15 protein-coding genes are annotated in these 18,059 nt (G+C 61.9%); 3 read left to right on the top strand and 12 right to left on the bottom strand.

The features are described from left to right. Window positions 1-174 precede the first annotated feature (174 nt). Both NCT03_RS17775 and mprF read right to left on the bottom strand, forming a co-directional pair. Window positions 175-1,473: a virulence factor family protein gene (locus tag NCT03_RS17775; RefSeq protein ID WP_250493309.1), complete on the bottom strand. Its 1,299-nt coding sequence runs from the start codon at window positions 1,471-1,473 to the stop codon at window positions 175-177. Continuing rightward, on the bottom strand, window positions 1,470-4,067 hold the full coding sequence (gene mprF, locus NCT03_RS17770; RefSeq protein ID WP_250493308.1) for a bifunctional lysylphosphatidylglycerol flippase/synthetase MprF: 2,598 nt from the start codon (window positions 4,065-4,067) through the stop codon (window positions 1,470-1,472). Before mprF ends, NCT03_RS17775 begins: the two co-directional genes overlap by 4 nt. Window positions 4,068-4,566: 499 nt before the next feature. On the opposite strand from mprF, the gene NCT03_RS17765 reads away from it, so the two are divergent. Next, window positions 4,567-4,827 carry a hypothetical protein gene (locus NCT03_RS17765; protein WP_250466865.1) on the top strand — a complete coding sequence of 87 codons (261 nt, stop codon included), beginning with the start codon at window positions 4,567-4,569 and terminating at the stop codon, window positions 4,825-4,827. A 15-nt stretch (window positions 4,828-4,842) separates the two neighbouring features. Here NCT03_RS17765 and NCT03_RS17760 read toward each other — a convergent pair whose 3' ends face one another. Together NCT03_RS17760 and NCT03_RS17755 are read right to left on the bottom strand one after the other, a co-directional pair. Further along, window positions 4,843-5,319, bottom strand: a complete 477-nt coding sequence (locus tag NCT03_RS17760) for a hypothetical protein (RefSeq protein WP_250493307.1) — start codon at window positions 5,317-5,319, stop codon at window positions 4,843-4,845. Between the two features lie 241 nt (window positions 5,320-5,560). Next, entirely contained in the window at window positions 5,561-6,256 is a 696-nt protein-coding gene (locus NCT03_RS17755; RefSeq protein ID WP_284503325.1) for a response regulator transcription factor, read from the bottom strand. Window positions 6,257-6,376: 120 nt separating this feature from the next. Between NCT03_RS17755 and NCT03_RS17750 the strand changes: the two genes are divergently transcribed. Next, entirely contained in the window at window positions 6,377-6,904 is a 528-nt protein-coding gene (locus NCT03_RS17750) for a response regulator (protein ID WP_250493306.1), read from the top strand. Between the two features lie 104 nt (window positions 6,905-7,008). Here NCT03_RS17750 and NCT03_RS17745 read toward each other — a convergent pair whose 3' ends face one another. From NCT03_RS17745 to NCT03_RS34400, 8 genes are all read right to left on the bottom strand, one after another. Continuing rightward, window positions 7,009-7,944: an aldose epimerase family protein gene (locus NCT03_RS17745; protein ID WP_250493360.1), complete on the bottom strand. Its 936-nt coding sequence runs from the start codon at window positions 7,942-7,944 to the stop codon at window positions 7,009-7,011. Further along, the gene (locus tag NCT03_RS17740) at window positions 7,944-8,858 is read right to left on the bottom strand and encodes an ABC transporter permease (RefSeq protein ID WP_250466862.1); all 915 of its coding nucleotides are present in this window, start codon (window positions 8,856-8,858) and stop codon (window positions 7,944-7,946) included. Before NCT03_RS17740 ends, NCT03_RS17745 begins: the two co-directional genes overlap by 1 nt. Further along, entirely contained in the window at window positions 8,858-9,724 is an 867-nt protein-coding gene (locus NCT03_RS17735) for an ABC transporter permease (protein ID WP_250466860.1), read from the bottom strand. Before NCT03_RS17735 ends, NCT03_RS17740 begins: the two co-directional genes overlap by 1 nt. Further along, the gene (locus tag NCT03_RS17730) at window positions 9,721-10,797 is read right to left on the bottom strand and encodes an ABC transporter ATP-binding protein (protein ID WP_244828315.1); all 1,077 of its coding nucleotides are present in this window, start codon (window positions 10,795-10,797) and stop codon (window positions 9,721-9,723) included. Before NCT03_RS17730 ends, NCT03_RS17735 begins: the two co-directional genes overlap by 4 nt. 87 nt (window positions 10,798-10,884) lie before the next feature. After that, on the bottom strand, window positions 10,885-12,057 hold the full coding sequence (locus NCT03_RS17725) for an ABC transporter substrate-binding protein (protein WP_250493305.1): 1,173 nt from the start codon (window positions 12,055-12,057) through the stop codon (window positions 10,885-10,887). A gap of 278 nt (window positions 12,058-12,335) precedes the next feature. Then, window positions 12,336-13,307 (bottom strand): dihydrodipicolinate synthase family protein, encoded by a 972-nt coding sequence (locus NCT03_RS17720; RefSeq protein ID WP_502800381.1) that lies wholly within the window; start codon window positions 13,305-13,307, stop codon window positions 12,336-12,338. Between the two features lie 124 nt (window positions 13,308-13,431). Beyond that, a complete protein-coding gene (locus tag NCT03_RS17715) occupies window positions 13,432-14,124 on the bottom strand; it encodes a FadR/GntR family transcriptional regulator (RefSeq protein WP_250466855.1) in 693 nt (230 codons plus the stop codon). Between the two features lie 142 nt (window positions 14,125-14,266). Then, entirely contained in the window at window positions 14,267-17,692 is a 3,426-nt protein-coding gene (locus NCT03_RS34400; protein WP_502800386.1) for a YadA-like family protein, read from the bottom strand. Between NCT03_RS34400 and NCT03_RS17695 the strand changes: the two genes are divergently transcribed. Continuing rightward, window positions 17,613-18,032 (top strand): hypothetical protein, encoded by a 420-nt coding sequence (locus NCT03_RS17695; RefSeq protein ID WP_250493301.1) that lies wholly within the window; start codon window positions 17,613-17,615, stop codon window positions 18,030-18,032. The genes NCT03_RS34400 and NCT03_RS17695 overlap by 80 nt on opposite strands. The last annotated feature ends 27 nt before the right edge of the window (window positions 18,033-18,059 follow it).

Here is an 18,059-nt window from a genome sequence, read left to right as displayed (position 1 = left end):
AACGACGACGCTCGGGAAACTGGCGCTCGCCTTGCGCCCTGACTCTCGAACCGCACCAACGAGCGAACTCGAACGAAGCGCCCGCATTAATCAAGAGCGCAGCCCGCAAACGCAAAAAAGCCGAAACGCGACCCATCGCGCTTCGGCTTTTCAAACCAAACTCGAACGACCCGCCTACCGCGAAGCCGTCTGCGCCTGCTCTCCTCGCGCCGCGATCTGCTTACGCCATCCCGCGAGAATGCGCCGCGCCAAGGCATCGTAGTCGCCGCCGAAATGATGATCGCCTGGCAGCTTCACCACCTCGATCCCCGTCTTCGTCAGCGACGGACACAGCGTATCTTCCTCCTTCTCGCCGTAGATACATTGCACGAGCGCCGGCGGCAGCTTGTTGAGTTCGGGCCGTACCTTGAGCGCCTTGTCGCTTGCCGGCATGCCGAGCCAACCCGTCACGCGAATCTGAAAATCCGCCGACGGCGAAAAACCCATCAGCGAGACATACGAAACCTGACCGCGTACGTCGTCCGGCAAACGGTTGTAGGCAAACGGCATGACGTCCGCGCCGAACGAATAGCCAACCAGCGCCACATGGCTCGTATGCCAGCGCGCGTTGTAAGTGCGAACCACGCGCGCGATATCCGCCGCCGTTTGCTGCGGCGACTTCTCGCTCCAGAAATAGCGCAGCGAATCGATGCCGATCACCGACACGCCATCGCGCTGTAGCGCAAGCGCCATCGTCTTGTCGAGATCGCGCCAGCCGCCATCGCCGGAAATGACGATGGCGAGCAGATCCGTCGGCTGCGCGGCGCGCAACTCGATGAGCGGCAGATCGGACACGTCATGCTCGCCCGCGACTTCCGCCTTCTTCAGATGCGGCGCCGCCATCGCGACGATCGCATCGGATTTGCCGCGGCCCGGCTGCACCGCATCGCGCGCCATGAAGCCCGGCAAACCCTTCGCGTGGATGATGGTCGGGTCGGGCGGACACGGATTGAAGCGCGCGTCGAGTTGAGTATCCGGCGCAAGCGATATCGCGCCCGCAACCGTATTGTCCGGCGCCTGCTTGAGCGCCTGCTCGGCGAGAATCGCGCCTTGGCCCGTGCCCGCGAAAATAGGCGAGTAATAGTGGCTCGCCTGCACCGTGCGTTCGAGTTGATGGCTCATGCTCTCGGCGTCGCCGACGAGGTTATGGCACTTCTCTTTTTCCGCGGTCAGGCGGGCGGCGTAGCGCGGCGTATCGACGCCGACGACCATCGCGCCTTTCGCGGCGAGCGCATCGGCGGCTTGCTGATCGCTCGCATTCCAGCCGCTTTTCTCGGAGAACAAGACGACGAAGCCGGTCATGTCGCCCGAAGGCTTGGTGAGCGTGACCTGGCCATAAGTGCCACCCGAAATCGTGGATGCCGCGTGAGCCGCGCCCAGCAGCGACATGCCGGCAAGCGCCGCCGCAATCAGTTTCTTGCTATTCAAAATCATGAACGCCAGCCTCCCGCCAGAAGCGAGAGGTCCGCCAAAGTGAAAAATACGCCAACCGAACCGGACGCCGCGAGGTAACGCGGTTCCCAGCGCGGCTGGAACTTGCTTTTGAATCCGCGCAGACCGCGGAAGTTGTAGAAGCGCCCGCCGAAACGCCACACGAGGCCCGCCAGCCGATGCCAGTGCGATGCCAGCGGCGTCGGCTCCATCCCCGACAGCGGCGCGATACCGAGGGACAGCGACTTGAAGCCCGCTTCCTTCAGATGCAGCGCGAGCTTGGTGAAGAGATATTCCATCGCGTACGGCGAAGCCTCGGCGACATGGCGCATCACGCCGACGGTCGCTTCGGTGTTCATGTCCGTCGTCATGAAGGTGACGAAGGCGACCGGCGCGCCCTGCTGACGCACGAGCAACACGGACTGCGCCGCCAGATAATCCTCGTTGAACGCCGCCACCGAGAAGCTTTTTTCGCGCGCGGAACGGCTGTCGAGCCAGTCGTCGGAGATGGCGCGCAGCATCGGCATGCATTCGGCGACACGCGACGGATCGATCACTTCGGTATCGAAGCCATCACGTTCGCCGCGCTTCAACGCATAGCGCAGATGCGACCGATGCGAGCCCTTCAGATCGAATTCCGACAACGCGACGTGCGCTTCCTCGCCGAGCTTCATCAGCGTGAGGCCGGCGTCGAGATAGAGCGGCAAGGCATCGGCGCGCACCTGGTAGAACGCCGCGCGGCCGTTGTGCGAATGCGCGAGCGCGACGAATTGACGGATCAACGCGGCCCACTCGTGGCGCGGCCCGACCGGATCGTGCAGCGCGGCCCACGTGCGGCCGTGTTTCGCGTACATCAGGAAAGCCTGGCGCGACTCGGAGAAGAGAAAGCTCTTGTCGCCCATCATCGCGAGACCGGCGTCGCTGCGCTCCTGCGCGCGGAAGATGCGCGCGGCATCGGCGAGATCTTGCGGCGCGGGTTTCTCGAAACGGCCTGCTGCTGGACGCAGCAGTTGCCACACCGCGAACGCCGACGCGAACACGCCCGCCGCGAGCGTTGCACGCAAGGCGCGAGGCGCGCGGTCGTCGAAAGCGAACTGCCACCAGAGATCGGTGTTGTAGGCGACGTCGCGGAAAGCGAAGAACATGATCCACACGGCAACCGCGATCACCATGCCGATAGAAAACAGCCAAGTCGCCGTGAAGCGCTCGGCGAACAGCGACGAGCGGCGGTTGAACCGCTCGCGCGTCGCGACGAGCAGGAGGATCAGGACCGCAAGCACGCCTGCCTCGACGAACGCGAGACCCTTCGCGAGCGACAGCGCCAGATTCGCCACCGCGAGCATGAGCGCGAGCCACCACGCCGCATCGAGACGGCGCATCAGGCCGCGCGCGACGAACAACAGGAGCACGCCGAGCACGCTGCCGAGCAGCTGCGAGCTCTCCAGCACCCACAGCGGCAGCACGGTCTGCAAGAACGCGATGCGGATCTTGAAAGCGGGCGTGGCGCCGGAGATGACGAGCATGGAGCCAGCCGCGAAGGTTACGATCGACAGAAACAGCGGCGCGAGTTGCGAAACGCGGCTCGGACGCAGGAAGCCGAAGCTGCCCTTGAGCGCGCGGCCTTCGAACGCGGTCATCACACCGGCGGAGAGGATCAGCGGCAGGCCGAAGTAGATCGCACGATACGCGAGCAACGCGGCGAGCACGTCCGGCGTCCGGGCGCTGCTGCCGAGCGCGAAAACCATCGCGGCTTCGAATACGCCCACGCCGCCCGGCGTATGACCGATCATGCCGAGCAACATGGCGGCCGAAAACACCGTCATGAATTCGCCGAAGCCGACCTGCGCGCCCGGCAACAGCGCCCACAGTGCAAGGCCGGCGCCGAAGACATCGACGACGGCAAGCGCCGTTTGCGCCAAGAAATCGCGGCGTGACGGCACCGTGAACGCGAGCCACTTCCAGCGCGACTGCAAGGTGCGCGGCGCGCGGCCGCAAAAGACGAGCATCGCGACGAACACGGCGAGCAGCGCGGCGCCGATGATCTGCAGGATCGTCGGCGAAAGATGCATCATGCCGGCAAGCGTGCCCGCCGAGAACAGCATGCCGGCCGCAGCCATGAAGGCGAGCGACAAAGCGAGCGTGACGCCCGTGAAGACGGAAAGGCGGCCAACCTGAGCCGGCGTGACATCGGCCGCGCCGTACACGCGGCAGCGCACGGCGCCACCCGTCAGCGCGCCGAAGCCGGTCACGTTGCCAAGCGCCGATCCCACCGTCGCGCCGACCCACAGAAGCGAACGCGGCACGCTCACGCCAATGTGCCGCAAACCGACGGCGTCGCGTCCCACGAGCGCGGCGAAACTGAGCGCGGTCGCGCAAAGCGCCGCGAGCCATGCCTGCGGCGTCGTCGCTCGCAGCGCGTGCATCACCGACTGATAATTGACCGCGCGCGAAAGATGCTCGAAGACCACGAGCAGCAACACGCCGACGATTACCGTGAGCGCAGGCGCGGCGAGCCGCTGAGGATCGGAAACGATGCCGCTGAAACGAGCGGGCATCGACGTGGCGCGAAGCCGGGAGAACAACTTTCTGCGAGACATGCGTTCTTTGGAACTTGCCCGCGCTCGCGTGGGCAGGGATACTGCCCGGCGCGAGCGCTGATCATCGTTATCGGGAACCGCGCAACCTTGCGCGGTCGCAGCGCTCGTTCGGCTCGTCTACACTTGCCGCCCGTGCTCGCGCCATACAAAAGGCTTCAGAGCGAGAAACGCCTGTATAACGGCGACGGTTGACCCAACTTGACTAATATTGGGACAACCACGGGTAAGAACGTGGAAATCGTGAGCTGGAGCGGTTTTGCAAGCGGCCGACCGTGCTCGAATAGCAAGAACTGGCGGGTTTACGGTTCGTCAGCCTTGCGGTTACGATCGACGGCCACCGCATCGGCACGCCAGTTTCGGCGCACGGGGCGCAGATTAAGCGGATACTGCAGAGAAAGTCATCGGAATTATGAGAAAAATTGTCACAACCTGTGCAGCAACGTGTTTTGCTCTCGTCCTCGCATCCTGCGCAAGCACGGACGACGCCCTCATCAAGACCGTGCCGATCGGTTCCGGCACCTCGCAGCGCGCGCCCTACGACTTCGTGGAATGCGCCAAGGCCAGGTGGATGCCGATTGGCGGGCGCGTACGCGAATACTCGCTGAGCGCGGATACCGAAGCGGTTTCGGTGGCGGGAAAAGGCGGTGCATCGACCGTGCTGGCCGTCGCGCAACAATCCGCGGGCGGCACCGGCTACACGATTTACGGGGATATCGCGGTCGCGAGCCGCTATGTCACTGCGGCCCACCTTTGCGACTAAGCAACTAGAAGGCGTTTAAGACGGCTTGCCGTCGCGCAGATTCAAGCCTGCGAGGTGCGTGCCGACGATGCGTCCAATCAGATAGCCATCCGACGCGCACGCGTTCGTGCGCTCCTTGCCGTCCCACTGGATCTTGTACTGATCGTCCTGCGAGTGCACGGCGGATGCATCGAATTTGCGCTTGTCGACGCGGCCACCGCTGCGCGCCGCCTCAGCGATGAGCCGATTCCAGGTGAGCGCGTAGCCGTAGCGCACGCCGTCGGCGAAAGCGTCGGTATCGCAGACTTGCGAGGGCGGCGTGATCTTCACGGTCGTGTGGAACCCGTTCGTGCCGCCGATCACGATACGCTGCTCGCCCGGCGGGGACGGTGCCACGGGCTTGGCGGCAGCACGCGCCGCCTGTGCTGCCTGAGCCGCGGACGCGGCAGATGCCGCGGCGGCCGCATCGGCATCGGCCTGTTGCGGAAGGGGCGCGCAAGCGCCAAGTGCCAAGGCCAGCGCCATCGCTACCGCATAAGCTGCGCCGCCGCGCCGGAGTGTGCTGAATCTCGAACCGCTATTCACCTGCAGATTCCCGTCTTGAAATAAACGGGCTCTACCTTAACACCGTCGTCGGATTCGTCCGAATTTTGAGAAATGGGGACGCGGCGCTTTTGCGACGGATTTTCCTGAACCCAAACGACAACGCGGACGCCCTCTCGGTGCGCCCGCGCAGTATTGGCAGAGAACCGCCTCAGGAAGCCGACGACGTATTGCTCATCGGCATCTCGATTCCTCGCCGCGCCATTTCCACGATGAGGAACGTGCGCCGCGTGACGTGAAAGCGCGCCAGCAAGTCGCTGGAATACTCTTTCGCCGTGTTTTCGCTGATATTCATCTTCCGCGCGATCGCCTTATTCGATAAGCCCTGCAGTAAATACCGCAACGTTTCGGTAAGCCGTGGCGGCAAGTCCAGCGATTCGACGGTAATCCCAGCGTGAGGCGTGACCGGACGCGGACTATGACCGCCCTTGCCGAGTACCGTGTTCGGCAGATAGACGCGGCCGTTCAGGATAGTCTTGAGCGCCTCGCGGAAAACGCCCGCGCCCTGTTCGCTACCCTTGGAAATGAATCCGCACGCGCCGTTCTTGATGCACTCGAGCACCGTATCGCGGTCGTCCTGGGCTGAAAGCATGACCGTCTGAATTTCGCGATCTTCCTCGCGGATCCAGTTGAGCAAATCCATACCCGTAGTCTGACCACGCAAGTGGTAGTCGAGAAACATCAGGTCATACGAGTTGGCCGACAACTTGGCCTTAGCCTGCTCGAAACCGTCCGCTTCGTCGATTTCAAGCAAAGGCTCGTTCGCCAGGATGAGACTTTTCATCGCGCTCCTGGTCAGCCCTTCGTCCTCTACCAGCAATACATTTTTGAAATAACCGTTTTCCATTGCAAAGCTCCGAGAACGGTTCCGATATTACGCGTTCGCTGATTGACTTCCACCCTCCCTTCGCAGGGATACATTCGGCAGTCTCCCAAAATCCCCTGAACCCCCTACCCGTGCCGGGTGTTGGACAAAGCACGGCCGGTCAAAAATGCTCGGCATCGAATCAACCAAGAGATCAACCAAGACCGGGAGGATGAGATGTCAAGCAGTCAAGCCAACAACGAACGGGAGTTCGCGTTGTGGCGAATGAAGCGGGCTCACACGGGCGATGCGCCTCGGCGCGTGCTGGTGGCTCATAAGGATAAATCGATCGGTGAATCGCTCGCCGTACAGCTTCGCCTGAAGGGCCTGCAGGTCATTCTGTCGCAGGATCTCAAGTCGGTGCGCGCTCTCGTGAATAGCTGGAAGCCGCAGGCGCTTATCGTCGATACGAGTCTGGACAGTGAGTCCGGCTACGTTTTTATCCGCACGCTGCGCATGGATGTCGATGTCACCGGGCGGCTGCTCGTCGCCCTCAGCAACGTTTTACCCGCCGATCCGGTGCAGACGCTGAAGGAAGCCGGCTTCGACGCGCATTGCCGCAGACCGTGTTCGACATGGCGCATCGTCGAAATGGTCGAGGCATTTTTCTCCGCGCCGGCCACACGCTGACGCTCGAAACGGGAGGTGCCGCATGAACAGGGATGCGTGCCTTTTAGCCGGGGGCGTGTTGCCGGCCAATGCATCGCGCATGCGGCACGCCGTGGCGGCGCGCGTCAGGCGCCGGCGCCGGCCGGGCGTTCGTCCCGGCTCACGCCGGTTGCCATCACGAGCGACACCGCTTTTTCACTACCTGGCGCCATGACGGCGACGCCCGTCCCGCGCAAGCCCCGTGCGTCGAGATTGAAACCATCGCTCACGTGCGACACGGGCTCGACGCACAGATAGCCCGCACCGGCCGGGCAGTGCACGACGACGTGATCGAGCGTGTCGCCGGCGTCGAGCGAAAGCGTGCGGCCGTCGGCGAAATTTAGCGTCGCGCGGCCGCTCCATCCGCTCAGATAGCGCGTGTACCCTTCCTCTTCTCGTCGATGCCGGCGCGCTGGCGCATCCCCCGATGGCTCGACCGCAATCTCGCCTTCATGCCGCCAGTCGATACTCGCATCCAGTTCGGCTTCCTGCGCCGCGAAATACGGATGAAAACCCATGCCGACCGGCATCGGCCGCGCGGAACGGTTCAACACACGCATCGACAGCCGCGCACCCTCGGCGTTCGCCTGGATAACCTGCTCCGCTTCGAACGGCCACGGCCAGCCATGCTCGTCCTCGCGATGCACATAACGCATCACGATGCAATCCGCGTCATGGCGCTCGACCTGCCACGCCGCGTATTGCCCGAAGCCATGCAGCGCGTGCGCCATGCCCGGAAACGTCGACAACTCGACACGCTCGCCATCCGGTGCCGGAAAGCGCGCATCGCGCACGCGATTCGAAAACGGCACGAGCGGATAGCTGCCGCCTTTTGGCCAGGTATCGGCGGGCCAGCCTGAAAGCGTGATCGGCACGAGCCAGTCTTGCAGACCGCCGGCGAATTCGGTGGCGAAGCGCGTGATGCGCCCGCCCGCCGACGGCGCCACTTCGATGACATGCGGCCCACTCGCAATCGTCAGACGCGGCTCGGCCGCGAGCGCCACGACATCACGCGGTCCCATCACTGCCGCTGCTCCTTCACGCGCGAAACCAGTTGCGTCGGACTCACGAACTGCAGCGCGATCAGCACCCAGATCAGCGTGATCGCCATGTAGATCATCGCCATGGCGTCGATGGACTGCGGCGCTCGCACGCCTGTCGAAAACACCGCGTAATAGAGCGCGACGACGAGCGTCTGCGTGGTCGGTCCCGCCGTGAAGAACGTCAGCTCGAACATGCCGATGGTGCGCACGAGCACAAGCAAACCGGCCGCGAGCATGCCCGGCACGAGCAGCGGCAGCAAAACATAGCGAAAGTAACGCGTCGTGTTCGCCCCGAAGATGCGCGCCGCCGATTCCAGATTCGGATCGATCTGCTCGATGAACGGCGTCATCACCAGAATCACGAACGGCAGCGCGGGCACCAAATTCGCGAGGATCACGCCCGTGAGCGTGCCGGCAAGATGGAACTTGTACATCACGGTGGCCATCGGAATGCCGTAGGTGACGGGCGGCACCATCAGCGGCAGCAGAAACACGAGCATGGCAAAGCGCTTGCCGGGAAACTGCACGCGCGCAAGCGCATACGCAGCGGGCACACCCAGCACGATGGACAGCAGCACGACCGCGCCCACCACTTCCATCGTGACGAGCAGCACACTCGACAATTGAAAGTCGCTCCACGCCTGCGCGTACCAGTGCAGCGTGAAACCTTGCGGCAAGAGCGTGCCGAACCAGCGCGTCGCGACCGAATTCACCGCGACGGTCGCAATCAGCAGCAGCACGTTCAAGAGGAAGAAACCCATCGTCGCCCAGACGAGGGCTTTCCACAACCGGTCGGGCAAGCTAGCGCGTTGTTTCATGTTCTTGCCTGGCTTCGATCCTTCGCCGAGGGTGGCGGCCGGCCAGTTCTGGGCCGCGCGATTGTCGGTAGCCATTATCCCTTCCCTCCGGTGACAGGACCGGTATAGAAGAAGCGCCGCGCGCCGAGCATGCCGCCCACCACGAGCAACTGCACGAAGCCCATGACGAGTGCGATGGTCGATGCCAGCGAGTAATCGTAAGTCTCGAACGCCGCTTCGGATGCGGCGATCGAGATCACGCGCGTGGGACCCGCAGGCGCGCCGAGCAGCACCGCCGACGGAAACACCGAGAACGCCTGCACGAACGAGAGGCACGCGGTCATCGTGAGACCGGGAAGCAACAGCGGAAAGTAGATCTGCCGGAACTGTTGCCACGGACTTGCGCCGAGCGTGGCGGCCGCGCGCGCAAGCGTCGGGTCGATGCCCGTCACATACGAAAGCGTCAGCAAAAACGCAAACGGAAAGCCCGACACGATGAGCGAAATCAGCACGCCCCAGTAGTTATGCGTGAGCCGGACTTCATCGCCATAGAGATGCAACGCCTGCACGGCTTGCGGGAACCAGCCGTTCGGGCTGAAGTACGTCAGCATGCCATCCGCGATCAGCACGGTGCCGAGCGTCACCGGAATGACGAGCAGCGTGGTCGCGAATTTCTGATACGGCGACGAGCGCCGCAACGCAAATGCGACCGGCACCGAGACGCCGACGTTGATGAGCGTCGCCGGCACCGCGAGCTTGAGCGTAACGATGATCGTCGGCCACATCGACGTATCGGTGAAAAACGTGATGTAGTTGGCCCACGCGCTGCCGCCGTTCATCGGATTGAACGACAGCATGAGACCGTAGGCGAACGGATAGATGAAGAGCGCGACGATAAAAATCAGTGCCGGCGCGACGAGCCAACCCTTCGGATCGCGCTGAGCGGGAAGCGTGGCGATCATTTGTCTTCTCCGTACACGAGCGTCTTCGAAGGCGCAACGCGCAACGTGATGCGCTCGCCTTCGCTGTACTCGCCCGCAATGCGCGCCCACAGCTTGCCGAACGCCGTGTTCACGATGACGAGCGAATCGCGGCCGCCGTATTCGACGATCTCGACGAGCGCGTCGAACGCGTTCGGCTCGCCGGGCGCGGCGCGTTCCATGTCTTCGGGCCGCAGCGCGACGCTGACGTTCTTGCTGTCGAAGCCTTCCATCGGCATGCCGAGCAAGCGCACGCCATTCGCGGTGACCGCGACGGATTCGCCCTGCGTGCCTTCGAGCGTGAACGGCACGACATTGCGAAAGCCCATGAAGCGCGCGACATGCAGGTTCTTCGGCCGCGAATAGACTTCCTTCGGCGCGGCCACTTGCTGCACCGACCCCTCTTTCATCACGACGATGCGGTCGGCCATCGACAGCGCTTCGTCCTGATCGTGCGTCACGTAGATGGTGGCACGTTCGAGCTTGCCGTGAATGCGGCGGATTTCCGCGCGCATCTCGATCCGCAACTTGGTGTCGAGATTGGACAAGGGCTCGTCCATCAGGACGAGCGGCGGCTCGATCACGATTGCGCGCGCAATCGCCACGCGCTGCTGCTGGCCGCCTGACAACTGGCCCGGCAACTTTGCGTCGTGCCCGATCAATTGCACGAGATTCAATGCGGCCTTGGCGCGCTTGGTGGCTTCCGCCTTCGCGACGCCGCGCATCTTCAGGCCGAAGCCGACGTTATCCAGCACCGACATATGCGGAAACAGCGCGTAGTTCTGAAACACCATGCCGAAGCCGCGCTTCTCGGGCGGCAACACGTCGATACGCTTGTCGTCCAGCCAGATGCCGCCGCCCGTCAAAGGCTGCAAACCGGCGATGCAGTTCAGCGCCGTCGACTTGCCGCAACCCGAAGGCCCGAGCAGCGCGATGAACTCGCCGCGCTGGATGTTCAGGTCGAGTCCTTTCAGCGCCGCGAGCTGCTGCCCTTCCGCATTGGTGAAACTGCGCGAGACCGAGTCGAGACGCAACTGCTCAAAATCATGCTTCATGGCGAAACCCTTGTGCGAAGCGGCGGCGTCCGATGAGGAGCGCCGCCGCTTTATCAATGACGCGGTATCGATGCCTGGCGTCGATGCTTACTTCGTTTTCGCCGCGCCGATTTCACGGTCCCATTTCTGGAACGCGGCTACCATCGCCTGCGCGTTGAGCGGCACGACGTGCGGACGGTCGGCAAGCAACTTCGCGTATTCCGGCCGGCCAAACTTCTGAATCACTTCCTGACTCTTGGCGGGCGCGGCCGACAGCGGCACGTCCTTCACGGCGGGGCCGGGATAGAAATAGCCGTCGTCGTAAGTCAGCGCCTGCTGCGCGGGCTCGAGCATGAAGTTCATCAGCTTGTAAAGCACGTCGAGCTTTTCCTTGGGCACGCCCTTCGGGATCACCATGTAGTGGGCGTCGTTCACCCAGGTCATGTTGTCGAAGGCTTGCACCTTGAATTCCGCCGGCACGATGCCGAGCGCGCGCGGGTTGATGTCCCAGCCCGTCACGGTCACGGTCATGTCACGCGTGCCCTCGCCCAGCTCCTTCATCACCGCCGACGTGCCGCCCGGATAGTAGGGAATGCAGTCGTTCAGTTGCTTGAGGAAGGCCCAGGTCTTGTCCCAGCCGTTGACCGGATCGGTCGGATCCTTGTCGCCGAGCACATACGGCAGACCCATGAGGAAGGTACGGCCGGGACCGGAATTCGCCGGGCGCGCGTAGATCAGCTTGTTCGGATGCGCCTTGCACCACGCGAGCAGTTGATCCGGCGTCTTCGGCACGTCGGTGACCTTTGCGGGGTTGTATTCGAGCAGCGGACCCGCGGGCATGTAGGTGACTTCCAGGCCGTAACCTTGCGCGATGTCCTGCATCTTGCGCGGACCCGGTGCGTACTTGTCGAGCACACCGGGGAACGCCTTGGCGTTATCGGGCAGCAGCTTTTCCCACAGACCTTGCTGGATGCCGGCCGCGAGCGCATCCGTGCCCGTCACGACGAGGTCGATGTCCGAGCGGCCCGCGCCCTGCATCGCCTTGATCTTGCCCGGCAACTGCGGCGCGGGCGCGTTCGTGAAGGTGATGCTGGAAACGAGATCGGGATACTTCGCCTTGAAGGCTTCGAACCCCTTCTGCGTCAGTTGAAGATTGCCCGCAACGTCGACGATGTTGATCGATACCGGATCGGCCGCATTCGCCCCGCCCGCCGCAAAGGTCGCGCTGACGGCGACGCATACCGCCGCCAGTTTCACTGACAGTCCTGCCTTGAAAGCCATTTCGTCTCCTCACGTCTTTCGCAAGGCCGGTTGTTTTATTGGTGCCCGGCCCGGGTTTGCTTGCTCTGATTTTTCGATACTTCGCGATTCCGCACGCTGCAGCGCAGCCGCGCAATGCTTCCTTTTACTTCGGAAGTTGAAAAATAGCTAACGCGATCATCGTATGTCAAGCAAATCGACGGAAGCAGATCTTGTTTCCCAACCGGGTCAAACAGGCGTTGACGCTTTGTCTGCCGATGTTTGCTGCGCGCTCTCGGGATATACCCCGAGCGACTTGTTTAACCGCTTTTAACTGGCGTTTCCCGTGAAGGCGCCGCATTACGCACTCGCGCGATGGCGCGGTCCATTTCAACGAGGTCGCGCGCTTCCTTTGCGACGGCAGGCAACGCCGCCTCGGGCGAGCCGCTCAGAAGCGGCAGAAGCGGCCCCATATCCGCGATGCCCGAGAGCGTCACGGCGTCATGCAGGACGCGGATGAGCGAGATTTCGTCGCGTAGGGTTTCGAGCGGGAGGAAGCGGTTATAAAGCTGGCGAGTCTCGTCCATGCGACCGGTTTTCACGGCGTGCAGCAACGCCGTCACCGCGTTAGGCGCAATGCAGCCCGAGCCCGTTGTCCACGCAGCGAGCCCGAATTCACGCACGTGGGCGATCGCCGGGCGCTCGCCCATACCGGACACGACTTTCGCGGCCGGAACGCTTTGCAGCAGGCGGAGCAGATACGGATCGACGGCGGGATCGGCACGCACAATCGCGTACTTGACGGCCAGCAACGTACCGTCATCGATGAGTGCGGCGAGCGTATCGACATCGACATAATCTTCGCTCTTGATATAGAGCGTGAACGGCATGCCGGCTGCATCGACCAGGCGCTTGAGGCCCGTCGCCACGCCCTGTGGCGTCGTGAATCCGGCAAGCGGGAGCACCATCGCGGTACGGAAGTCCGTCTGCGAAAGAATGTGCGCCTGGTCGAGCATTTTTCCGTAGTCCGGACCGATGGCGGGAATTACGCGCGTCTCTTGCCTCGCAATCTCGGCAAGCATGTCAAGCAACTCGCGGTACTCGCTCACGGCAACGTGATAAAGATTCGCATTGCCGCCGTATAGGAGCGTACGCACGCCGCCCGCTTCTATATGCTCGACCAGCTTGCGGTTTGCATGAGGATTCAACGAGTAATCGACATTTCGTGCGAGCGGCGGCACGGCCATGACGGACTCAGAAAACTCGCTTACGGTAATCGGTTGGATGTTCACGGCGCCTCGCGGTAGTCGTCTGGAACGATCGAAAGTAGCAAGGCACCCCAAAGTTGTCAAACAACTTTTCTGTTAACTAGGGTTTCCCCTTGAATCTATCAATACGGTCGTATGACATCTACGCCTAACTGCCAAACATCCGATTCAGCGCATTTTCGAGATGCGACTTCATAGCTTCGCCGGCTCGTGACGAATCGCGAGCACGAATGGCATCGAGCACATCACGATGCTCGCGCTGGACGAGACGCTGCCGCTCGACTGTTTTCACGAGCGACAGGTTTCGCGACAGGTTCATGCTGAAAACGATCTGCTCCTCGATAAACGAGAGCACCGTGATGAAGAACTGATTCTTCGATGCCTTTGCGACCGCAAGATGGAACGCGAAGTCGTCTTTCGCGCCAATGCCTTCTTGCGCCTCCACCACGCGTTCGAGCTGTTCCCAGGCGGCTTCGATGGCGCGGATGTCGTCGTCATCCGCCTTAAGCGCGGCAAGCTCGGCTGCGCCTGCTTCCGTGACTACGCGAAATTCGTAGCATCGGCGAATGTCTGACAGCGTTTCTAACGGAGCGAAGCGCCGCACATCCGGGTCTGGACGACGACCGACAGTAGTGCCCGATCCGCGCCGCGTGACGATGATGCCGTCCGCGCGTAGTCGCGCCAACGCCTCGCGCACGGTCGGGCGCGAGGTCGCAAAGCGTTCGGCAAGGGCGTGTTCTGTCAGAAGACGATCGCCTTCCTTGAACTCGCCTTCCATGATGCTGTTGAGGATATCGCTGTAGATTCGGTCGGCGAGACCATGCGATTTACGCTCGTTCATGTGTACGCTGGACGTGCTTGTCAGAGTAGGGAACGATTGTAAGGCAAATTTTTGCGTTGTCGCGATAACGCGTGAAGGCCGACGCACGCCATGCTGCGTCGGCCTTCTTCATTTCACTTCACTTCACTTTACGCACTGGGCATTACCACTGATGCCCCGCTCCGATGGTGAAGCCGGCATTTCCGGAACTGCTTGTATTGCCGGAAGCCTTGATTACCCAACTCTCGTCTTGCGTAACATGAGAGATGCCGAGTGCCGCGCCGGAGGCCCCGGCGTAACGTGCGCCGGCCAACGCGACCATGGTCTTGCCCGGAGCGGTAGGCTGCGGCAGTCCGGCGGAAGCCATCGCGGCCGCGATACCGCCATAAGCCGCTTTCGCCATGTTGTTGATCTGGCCTTGCACGCCCGCGATACGCGAGTCGGTATAGTTCTGCGCCTGTGTGGAAGCGAGATTCAACTGACTCACATTGACCGCATCGGTACTCTGCGTGCCCGCCGCGACGTTCGTGATCTGACGTTCGTTACCCGCAGACCCGACCGAAACCGTATTGACTCGATCCGCCACCGAGTTAGCCCCGAGCGCGACGGAATTGTCCGCAGTGGCGCTGGCGTTCGCGCCCATGGCAACGGAATGCACGCCTGTCGCGCTAGCGACTTCAGTGTTGACATCGCCTTGCGCGGCGAACATTGGGTTGCCACCGCTCATGGCGATGTTCGTCACGCGATCGATTGCGGCATTCATCTGGTCGACGTTGACCGCGTCGTCGCTCGCAACGCCCGCAGCAACGTTGTGAATTGTCGTGCCGCCTGCGACGTTATTGCCAAGCGTGATGCTCGAGTAGTTGGTCGACCCGTCCGCGTTGTGGTCATAGGTCACGGAAGTATTAGTCGTGCCGTCTCCATTGATGAGACCGGCGCCCTTCAACTGCGAGACGTTGACGGCATCGGTATCCTGCGTACCGGCTGCCACGTTGGTGATCTGACGTTCCGCGCCCTTCGATCCGACCGACACGGTGTTTGCACGATCCGCCAGCGAGTTCGAGCCGAGCGCCACCGAGTTGTTCGCGATAGCCTGAGCATTGCCGCCGATCGCCACTGATTCCGCACCCGTGGCCTGGGAGTCCTCCAGCACCGAATTGGCGTGGAAGTACTTGATGCCGCCGCCCGTGTTGATGTTGTTGAGCGTCTCGTTGATCGTCGAGATGTCGGTCGTGTTCTGCGTGACGCGGCCGTCGAGATTGGTAAGGGCGTCGCCAACGTTGTTGAAGCTATTACCGTCCTGGAACGTGTACGTCGGCTTAGTGATGGTGCCGTCCTGGTTTACCGTCGAACCGCCGCCGAGGGCGTCGGCCGTGCTCGATGCAGTTTTGTAGAGTTGGCTGCCATTCACCGCTTCAAGGCTGTCCGCGCTCACTTCACCTGCGTCCACGTTCTTGATTTTGACTGGCGTACCCACATTGCCCAGCGTGACCGTCTTGTGGTCGCCGTCGTCATATTGGACCGCGTTGGCAATGCCGGTCGAAAGCGACGTCATGCTCGTCGACACCGATGTCGAGAGCGTAAACAACTGCCCGCCGTTCACCGCTTCATTGCTGCCCGCAGCCACTTCGCCATCGGCAACGTTCGTCAGCTTGACCGGGGCGGCGCCGGTGTCGCCCAAGCGAACCGATGTGTGGTTAGCGTCGTCGTATTGAACCGAGTTGGCGACGCCGGTCGAGAGCGAGGTCATGCCCGTCGAGATTGAATCGACGCTCGTCGACAGCGACGTGACGCTGGTCGAAATGCCGTCGATGTTGGTCGAAAGCGAGGTCATGCCCGTCGACACGGATGACGACAAGTTGTACAACTGACCACCGTTGACCGCGTCCTTGCTGTCTGCTGCTACCACGCCGTCCTCAACGTTGTGAAGCTTCACGGGCGTGCCGGCGTTGCCTAACGTGACCGAGTCGTGGGCCGCGTTGTCATACTGAACGGCGTTCGCGAGACCGGTGGAAAGCGACGCCACCGATGTCGACGTCGATCCCGACAGTGTGTCGATACCTGTTGAAAGCGACCCGACCGTCGTGGACATCGAAGTGGAAAGCGTATCGACGCCGGTCGAAAGCGAGGCGACTGCCGTAGAGGTGGAGGTCGAGAGCGTGTCCACGCCCGTCGAGAGCGAGGCAACGCTCGTCGATGTCGACGTCGAAAGCGAATCCACGGACGTGGACAGCGTGCTGACACTCGTCGACACTGAATCGACAGCTGTGGACAGTGTGCTTACGCTTGTCGAAATCGAATCCACCGAGGTCGAAAGCGAGCCGACGCTCGTGGACACTGAAGCAACGCTCGTCGAGGCCGACGTCGAAAGCGAATCGACGCTCGTGGACAGGGAACTAACGCTGGTCGCGGTTGCCGTTGAAAGCGAGTTGACTGCGGTCGAAGTGGATGTCGACAGCGTATCGACGCTGGTGGACAGCGAATTGACAGAGGTCGAAGTGGAAGCCGAAAGCGATTCGACGCTGGTCGAAATGGAGCCCGTGGTGGTCGATACCGAAGCCGACAGCGTGTCGAAGCTCGTGGACAGCGAATTGACGCCAGTCGACACGGAATCGACAGTTGTGGACAATGATCCAACACTTGTCGACACGGAATCGATGCTCGTCGAAAGCGAAGCGACGCTCGTCGAAGCGGAGGTCGAAAGCGAGTTAAGGCCGGTCGAAGCCGACGTCGAAAGCGAGTACAGTTGGCTGCCGTTGATGGCGTCCGTGCTCGACTCTGTTACATCGCCCTTGGCTACGTTGGTCAGCTTCACTTCAGAGGCGCCGACACCACCCAGCGTGACCGAGTCATGGCTTGCGTTGTCGTATTGAACCGAGTTCGCGAGACCCGTCGACAGCGATCCGACAGCGGTCGAAGTCGAGATGGACAGCGTGTCCACACTCGTGGACAGTGAACCGACGTTAGTCGACAGCGAGTTGACCGTGCTCGACACTGAAGTCAACCCGGTTGACAGCGAGGTCACGCCCGTGGAAACCGAAGTCGAAAGAGAGTCGACGCCCGTAGACAGGGAGTTCACGCTCGTCGACACTGAATCGACAGTTGTAGACAGTGAGGTTACCGCGGTCGACGCCGAGGTGGACAGCGAGCCTACAGTGGTCGAAGCAGACGTCGACAAGGAATCGATACTTGTCGATAACGAGGTAGTCGTGGTCGAAACGGAGGTCGACAAGGAGGCTACGCTCGACGAAGCCGAGGTCGAGAGCGAGTCGAGGCCCGTTGAAGCAGACGTCGAAAGCGAATACAACTGACTACCGTTGATGGCGTCCGTGCTTGAGTTTGTTACATCGCCTTTGGCGACGTTGGTCAGCTTTACTTCGGAAGGCGCGGCGACACCGCCCAGCGTGACGGAGTCATGGCTTGCGTTGTCGTACTGAACCGAGTTCGCGAGACCCGTCGACAGCGATCCTACGGCAGTCGATGTCGAACTTGACAACGTGTTGAGACCGGTGGACAGCGAACCGACGTTTGTCGACAGTGAGTCGACGGTAGTCGACACCGAGGTCAACCCGGTCGACAGCGAGTTCATCCCCGTGGAAACCGAGGTCGAGAGCGAGTCGACACCCGTGGATAGGGAAGTCACGCTCGTGGATACCGAATCGACGGTCGTGGACAGTGAAGTCACCGCCGTCGATGAAGAGGTAGACAGCGAGTTCAAAGTACTTGAAGTCGACGTCGATAACGAGTCCACGCTCGTCGACAAGGAAGTGGCCGTCGTCGAAACCGTCGTGGATAACGAATTGAGACCAGTGGAAACCGAATCTACGGTGGTGGAAAGGGAAGCAACCGTTGTCGACACCGAACTGACTGTCGTCGATAAAGAGCCGACCTGCGTGTTCAGCCCGTTGATCGCTCCGCCTACGTCATGATAGGTCGTTCCGGCTACAGGATAAGAC

Source organism: Caballeronia sp. GAWG1-1 (assembly GCF_023631465.1).
Lineage (GTDB): Bacteria > Pseudomonadota > Gammaproteobacteria > Burkholderiales > Burkholderiaceae > Caballeronia.
The sequence above is the reverse complement of the archived record's forward strand: the minus strand, read 5'-3'. Positions and strand labels throughout refer to the sequence as shown.

What these genes read in the sequence shown, in the direction of transcription:
- NCT03_RS17775 (WP_250493309.1), bottom strand. Translation starts at nt 1,473, where the DNA reads ATGATTTTGAATAGCAAGAAACTGATTGCGGCGGCGCTTGCCGGCATG.
- NCT03_RS17730 (WP_244828315.1), bottom strand. Translation starts at nt 10,797, where the DNA reads ATGAAGCATGATTTTGAGCAGTTGCGTCTCGACTCGGTCTCGCGCAGT.
- NCT03_RS17740 (WP_250466862.1), bottom strand. Translation starts at nt 8,858, where the DNA reads ATGGCTACCGACAATCGCGCGGCCCAGAACTGGCCGGCCGCCACCCTC.
- NCT03_RS17715 (WP_250466855.1), bottom strand. Translation starts at nt 14,124, where the DNA reads ATGAACGAGCGTAAATCGCATGGTCTCGCCGACCGAATCTACAGCGAT.
- NCT03_RS17735 (WP_250466860.1), bottom strand. Translation starts at nt 9,724, where the DNA reads ATGATCGCCACGCTTCCCGCTCAGCGCGATCCGAAGGGTTGGCTCGTC.
- NCT03_RS17725 (WP_250493305.1), bottom strand. Translation starts at nt 12,057, where the DNA reads ATGGCTTTCAAGGCAGGACTGTCAGTGAAACTGGCGGCGGTATGCGTC.
- NCT03_RS17755 (WP_284503325.1), bottom strand. Translation starts at nt 6,256, where the DNA reads ATGGAAAACGGTTATTTCAAAAATGTATTGCTGGTAGAGGACGAAGGG.
- NCT03_RS34400 (WP_502800386.1), bottom strand. Translation starts at nt 17,692, where the DNA reads ATGAACTCGCTGTCGACCGGGTTGACCTCGGTGTCGACTACCGTCGAC.
- NCT03_RS17745 (WP_250493360.1), bottom strand. Translation starts at nt 7,944, where the DNA reads ATGGGACCGCGTGATGTCGTGGCGCTCGCGGCCGAGCCGCGTCTGACG.
- mprF (WP_250493308.1), bottom strand. Translation starts at nt 4,067, where the DNA reads ATGTCTCGCAGAAAGTTGTTCTCCCGGCTTCGCGCCACGTCGATGCCC.